The sequence below is a fragment of the Nostoc flagelliforme FACHB-838 genome, assembly GCF_014698065.1.
In the GTDB taxonomy this organism is placed as follows: Bacteria; Cyanobacteriota; Cyanobacteriia; order Cyanobacteriales; family Nostocaceae; genus Nostoc; species Nostoc flagelliforme_B.
Map to the genome: position 1 here is coordinate 1 of NZ_JACJSI010000368.1, position 5,713 is coordinate 5,713.

Below are 5,713 nucleotides of genomic sequence, written 5' to 3' on the forward strand. Positions count from 1 at the left end.
GCACCTAGATGGATTAAATCTTACCCTAGCTCGGATAGTGACACTTTGTTTCCGACCTGATTGCTGATCAGGCAAGTCCGCTTGTCAATAGGGTTTGAGACGCGCTGACCCTGGTGTTGTAGCGGTCTACTATGTGTTGCTTGATTGCGGATTGACTCAGCCCATCAGGGATATCGATGTGCGCTTCACTTGTGATTTTTTCAACAACTGTAACGATGACTTTCATGGGTAATTCCTGCTTGATTAATTGAGGATTCAGAAGTAAAAATATTCTGAATCCTGATTTCTGACTTTTGATTTACACTGCCCCAGTCTTTACTGCCTGTAACTGTTGCATCCATCTGTTGATTGCCGTTAATTCATCAGCACCGCTAACAACAGCATCAACAACTTGATTTTGATACGAAGACTCAGCATGATTGGGATGCTCACACCTGTCTGCTGCCCAAGCTAAACACATGGTTTTGATTAGTTCATTAATCTGGCTAATATCAAGTAGACTTGGGCGGTCAACATCTTGAAATTGCAACCACTCTTTGACTAAATCAAGAGGATAATTAAGTAAGGTACGAATATTTTTGATTCGCAAATCCTGTGGGTGTACTGGTTGAGGAACCACGCTGAGTTTTGGTGGAGTCAACGGGGGTTCGGGAATCGAGTTTGAAGTTGTACCCAATAAAGATTGGATGTCATGAATGATAGTTGCCCAATCCAAATCTTTACTCCATTCCCTGTAAATCTTGGTTTTGGTTGCAGCATCATAAAGATTGCAGAAAACTGTGTTCTCGTCGCCAGCATTAACAACGATAATTAGTGGCTTAGAAAAATCTTGGATTAATGAGGCAGCTAGAAGAAAGCTTTTAGCAAAGTTGGTTTCAATACCAGTTCTGACGATATAAAGTTCATCGGCACTGATAACAATATCCAGCTTCAGATTGTCCTTCCCTTTGAACTCTTTAGTTGTCAATCGGAGTTCTGACAAGTACCCAGTTAATGCCCTTTGGGTAACAGGGATTTTCTTATCCTGGCTGATATTGAACTTGTACCAAACGAATGATTCCCCGTCTACTTCCCCCTGATTGACAAATAAATAAATGGGTTCGGGAGGGTTGCATAAACCTAGTTTAATTTCAGTAACCATGTTCACCTCGGTTAAAGTTTCATTGATTGGTGTTCTGTGTATAATGGGAATTCTGTAGCGGGAGAGAAACTTCCGTGCGTTCACTTGAATAAAAGGCACTCATTCAGGTAAACGCTTTTTTAATAGGCAGAAGGTTCTTGATTACGGTCTAACTCCCATTGCAGATAGGTGAGCGCAGTCTGAGCATCGGCAATGTTTAAATCTGGCTGATACCCTGCTGACAACAGTTGTTTGTAGTCTGGATGCGTAGCAATTTCAGATAGAAAGTTTTGGGCTTGTTCAACTAACTGGTGCAGATTGGGGTTAGACATTTCAAAGCCGAGTCTGGAACATAAATCCTCAGCTTTCACACCGAATGTTCCTGGCCCAATCTCCGTTTCCAACTCTTCAAGCAGAGATTGAAAATTAGGATGTTCATCGTTGATTTCAATCTCAATCAAATCTGCACTCTTTGTAACGATAGTTGCCCAATCAGGTAAAGTCTGTGCAATGGTCTTAGCGTAAAGTTTCATAATTGCTTCCTCTTCGATTAAGAGTTAAAATCCTCGGCAATCTCCAACAAAAAGCCGCGTCCCGTGTTCTGTACTTGCACCACTTCTTTATCCAGCAGTGTTTGAATGACTGAATCGGAGAATTGGAATTGCAAACGATGCAATGGAACACAACCACCACAAAGCTGAAGTAAACGCAGCAGATGATTTGCTCTACGGTCAAAGTTGTCTGTAGAGTTAGCCATTGTTTGCGCCTCTAGTTAGTATGGTTAACTGTCGATTGAGAATACTTATTTGCTGTTGATAAAAGTCAATCTCTGCGGTAATTTGCTGAAATAATTCTTCTGGTGTAAGCGGTTGGATTTGATCCTCTTTCAAGTACGATATTTCATCAGAATTCTTGTTAGGCATCAGAGCATAACGCCATCCCTCATCAAATTGTTCAGCCAGTTCTGTACCAGAGGGATAGTAGTAAAGTCCTAGAATCGTGCCTTGTTCTGTACGCTGTCCCAAAGCAAAGCGAGGGTAGCCCCAGTGTTGAGGGATTGATATTGTGGCTTGCATATTTGTGATTAATGAATGGAGGGAATGTGTTTTAGGGAAAAGGGGAAAGGGTAAGGGGGAAAGGAATGAAGAAATTTCCCTTTAACCAATACCTTTAACCTTTTCCCAGGCGAAGCCCAAGACTTACGCTGTTACTAACTCCGCTTTTTCCAGCAGCCGTTGCAATTTATCGCCAGTTAGCTGTTCTAAGGGTTGCTCTAAAAAATATTCATCAAAAATGGATTTATCATCAGTAGACACGTCCACTATCGACAGCGATTGAACTGCTTCCATTGCCGAGTCACAGGGTACGCGCTGGGTTTCGTCTGCTGCGCGTGTGAACCACCAGCCACCATCAGTTTGTCCGACTTCGCCTAATTTCTCGTCATTCTGGTAAATGCCCTCGTTGAGGATTTCAAAGCCAAACTTCTCGCATTCGTTGAAAATCTGCGCCATGATTTTGTTACCAGTGGTGCAGGGTGTTGCTTCTTTCTCCTGCACAGGTAATGAGCCATCTTTGTAGTGAGTGCAGATGAAGCGATGACAACGCATTGGAGTGTTGGCACGGAATATTTCTTTATCGTTGACCATGACTACCCAGCGTTGGGTTAAGTGGTTGTCGTCATGGCTGATGCTGGCTACCAGTTGATTACCAGCGTAATATTCGTGATGGTCAAAAGAGATTTCGACTATTCTGAGAGGTTCGGGAGCTACAACTTGGGTTTGGTGAGCGATGTAGCTGTCGAGTTCGGCTTGGGCGAGGGCTTGGTTGTCGGGGGCAGCGAGGGTGACTTTCTGAATCTTGCTGGCTTGGTAATCAGCGATCACACTAATCCAAGCATCCTTGCAACGTTTATCGTTTACTTCGACTGTGCAGCCAATTTCGCTGTAGATTTGCTTGAGCCGCGCAATGGATTTCAGTTGCAACTGTTGTTGGCTATAAGTTGGATATGTCATGATTGGTTAAGTTCCTAACGGGACAGAAAGCGCTTTAGATTCGCAGTCGGGGCGCTTTCTTTATATATCTGTTATTACGTATTACGCAATGCTTGTCAAGCAATGCGTAATGGTTTAAATTAGAGATAATTCTTTGGAGGCGTATGATTATGGATTTAATGAAAATTATTATTGAAGTGGAGTTTACTGGTATCGGAACTGCTTTGAAAAAGGCAAGAGAAGCTGCGGGGATGAGTTTAACCGTAGCTGGTGATTACGCCGGAATGAGCGGGGCAAATTTTAATAGAATTGAAAACGAGGATACAAAGGGTGTACCTTTAGACACCCTCATCAGGGCAGCCAATGCTGTAGGGCTGGATTTAAAAGAGTGCTTAGGTGAATGGATTCAGCATATTCCTGGGGTTAATTTAACAGAAAGTTCTAATGGCGATTAACCCTCAGACTATTAATCCTCTTGCCCTACCTTCAGTTTTTCCAAAGAAGCGATGCCTGCGGCGGGCTATGCCGGAGCAGTTATCAACTACTTCTAAAATCTACTTTGCAATTGACTCTGAAAAAATATTGTTGAATTAAAGGGGTGGAATAATGACTCAACCACCTTCTAGACGCAACAAAGCCATCTCTGCCGCATCTACCGATTCAACTTCAGCAGCTAGCTCTGTAAACGAGGATATCTCCCAGCAAGAAGACCCAGGTTCAGCAACGATTACGGTTACTGCTGTTGAAGTTCCAGAGTTGACAGAGGAAGAACAGCGCGATCGCCTACATCTAGAGCGGCGTGTGGAAAGAGCGTTTTTTGAGGCGGGGAAAGCGCTGACAGAATTGAGGGACAGACGACTGTACCGTTCCACGCATAAAACATTTGAGGAATATTGCCGCGATCGCTTTGCTCATAGTCGCCAACAGTCAAATTACTTGATTGCCGCAGCAGGTGTTTATGAAAATTTGACAACCATTGGTTGTCAAAATGTGGAAAATGAGAATTTGACAACTAATGGATCACAAATTCTGCCCACGAGTGAGCGCCAAGTCCGATCGATGACTAAACTTGAACCCCAGGAACAGCAAGAAGTATGGCGGCAAGCGGTGGAGCAGGCAGGGGGAAAAGTGCCGCCAGCCAGAATTGTCAAAGATGTGGTGCAGCGCATCATGGAAAGGACGAAAGTACCAAACACATACCAAATTGGCGAAGTCTGCCAAATTCTTGCAAAAGACAACGCCGAACTCAGGGGTAAGGGTGGCTGCTGGGGGATAGTCAGCGCAGTGAATGAGTTCAGTTGCACCCTGGAGATGTGGGATGGCGAGTACACCATTGGGTTGCAACATCTGAAGTCCTTCAACTACCTGCCTGCGGAGTGTGAGCAGATGCGGGTGATTTGCGATCGCATCAGTCGAGTGTATTTAGATTCGCTGGGGGAGACAGTCAAAAGTCTGTTGCAGTCGTTGGGGAAGGTAAATCGGACTTATCTTACTGTTGTGGAAGAGAAATTGTTAAGCGTTCTCTCATCTGAATATGGAGAAAGATAAACCTCTGTCATTTTTGGCGATTTGTCATCTCCTGGAATTTGGGTTATAGACAACGGGACAGCGAAGAAGTTGTACGAGGGATACGGTCAAACTTCCCGCTTCTGGTGTCCTAGCAGGAGCCAGTTGTTAAGTGAGTGCTGTCAAACGACTCTACATAATTGATACAGCACTTGGTCACGCGATCGCTACTGGCTAGAAATGCAACAAAACACATAGAATTTTCGCCGCTAGCTATGGCATCAGAGTTCGAGAGTAGCATCAGTTGACATAGTTAAAACTTGCTAATGCAGCTAATAAGCAGCTTTCTTATGGTTCACAGCATTATGTGAAGCTTATATGAACTTGATGATTGCTTGATCAGAGATGTCCTCAGCTTAAATATATAATTAATTTATGTATTTTTTGTGATATTTGCTTATCACAAAATTGTTTATCGCACAGCAAAAAACTGCGTTTTTGTCAAGATAAAAAATAACAATGCATATTTTTCAATAACAAAACTAAACTTCACAAGATATAGAAATTTTCATAAGCGAATAAAATACATCTATTTGAAAAATAAACTTCAGATTATATTCATTTAAGGATGTATTAGATTTTACATTAGGCTACATTTTAAACTTTTGGTAAAGATGTTTACGTGACCTGTAAATGGTGGTAAATATCTAAATTATGACTAGATATTTACCACTGTTTTGCACTTCTCTTTGTATTACAAAGGTTGAGCTAATGATAGTTAGTGATGTCTAAGACGAGACTCCCACACCCTAAACCTGCAACCCTTCTTTGTAATCTAAAATCCCAAAGCCTTTTAGCTCAAGGAGTTACGTTTATTTTTGTGCCATTTGTAGTCAGTCATTTCATAAAGATAGAAATATTGGATGTGTATCTAATAAGAGTGGCAAGCACAAAGAAGCTTTATGTATGAAGGTCTATTACTATAGGACTAGTATTTGATTTCTGAAAAAGCTCCGTACATTTGAAGAGTCGCAAAATCAAAGTTAGTGTTTCGGAGAAACCACTCAAACATCCATTTGAGATGAGAGAACGAAGG

8 protein-coding genes are annotated in these 5,713 nt (G+C 42.3%); 2 read left to right on the forward strand and 6 right to left on the reverse strand.

Features of this window, described 5'->3' with window-relative positions:
• Positions 1-67 precede the first annotated feature (67 nt).
• The 6 genes from H6G97_RS43860 to H6G97_RS43885 form a co-directional block, all read right to left on the reverse strand.
• Positions 68-226, reverse strand: coding sequence for a hypothetical protein (locus H6G97_RS43860; protein ID WP_190946764.1), 159 nt, complete (start codon positions 224-226; stop codon positions 68-70).
• Between the two features lie 72 nt (positions 227-298).
• Entirely contained in the window at positions 299-1,141 is an 843-nt protein-coding gene (locus H6G97_RS43865) for a hypothetical protein (RefSeq protein WP_190946765.1), read from the reverse strand.
• 119 nt (positions 1,142-1,260) lie between these two features.
• On the reverse strand, positions 1,261-1,653 hold the full coding sequence (locus H6G97_RS54065; RefSeq protein ID WP_242056018.1) for a hypothetical protein: 393 nt from the start codon (positions 1,651-1,653) through the stop codon (positions 1,261-1,263).
• Positions 1,654-1,670: 17 nt separating this feature from the next.
• Positions 1,671-1,877, reverse strand: a complete 207-nt coding sequence (locus tag H6G97_RS43875; protein WP_190946766.1) for a hypothetical protein — start codon at positions 1,875-1,877, stop codon at positions 1,671-1,673.
• Entirely contained in the window at positions 1,870-2,196 is a 327-nt protein-coding gene (locus H6G97_RS43880; RefSeq protein ID WP_190946767.1) for a hypothetical protein, read from the reverse strand. Before H6G97_RS43880 ends, H6G97_RS43875 begins: the two co-directional genes overlap by 8 nt.
• A gap of 123 nt (positions 2,197-2,319) precedes the next feature.
• Positions 2,320-3,132, reverse strand: coding sequence for a hypothetical protein (locus H6G97_RS43885; protein ID WP_190946768.1), 813 nt, complete (start codon positions 3,130-3,132; stop codon positions 2,320-2,322).
• A 143-nt stretch (positions 3,133-3,275) separates the two neighbouring features.
• Between H6G97_RS43885 and H6G97_RS43890 the strand changes: the two genes are divergently transcribed.
• A complete protein-coding gene (locus H6G97_RS43890; RefSeq protein WP_206759165.1) occupies positions 3,276-3,566 on the forward strand; it encodes a helix-turn-helix domain-containing protein in 291 nt (96 codons plus the stop codon).
• Between the two features lie 151 nt (positions 3,567-3,717).
• Entirely contained in the window at positions 3,718-4,659 is a 942-nt protein-coding gene (locus H6G97_RS43895) for a hypothetical protein (RefSeq protein WP_190946770.1), read from the forward strand.
• Positions 4,660-5,713 lie beyond the last annotated feature (1,054 nt).

Coding starts and splice junctions, on each gene's coding strand:
- H6G97_RS43875 (WP_190946766.1), bottom strand. CDS start 1,877: ATGGCTAACTCTACAGACAACTTTGACCGTAGAGCAAATCATCTGCTG.
- H6G97_RS43890 (WP_206759165.1), top strand. CDS start 3,276: ATGATTATGGATTTAATGAAAATTATTATTGAAGTGGAGTTTACTGGT.
- H6G97_RS43865 (WP_190946765.1), bottom strand. CDS start 1,141: ATGGTTACTGAAATTAAACTAGGTTTATGCAACCCTCCCGAACCCATT.
- H6G97_RS43880 (WP_190946767.1), bottom strand. CDS start 2,196: ATGCAAGCCACAATATCAATCCCTCAACACTGGGGCTACCCTCGCTTT.
- H6G97_RS43860 (WP_190946764.1), bottom strand. CDS start 226: ATGAAAGTCATCGTTACAGTTGTTGAAAAAATCACAAGTGAAGCGCAC.
- H6G97_RS43895 (WP_190946770.1), top strand. CDS start 3,718: ATGACTCAACCACCTTCTAGACGCAACAAAGCCATCTCTGCCGCATCT.
- H6G97_RS43885 (WP_190946768.1), bottom strand. CDS start 3,132: ATGACATATCCAACTTATAGCCAACAACAGTTGCAACTGAAATCCATT.
- H6G97_RS54065 (WP_242056018.1), bottom strand. CDS start 1,653: ATGAAACTTTACGCTAAGACCATTGCACAGACTTTACCTGATTGGGCA.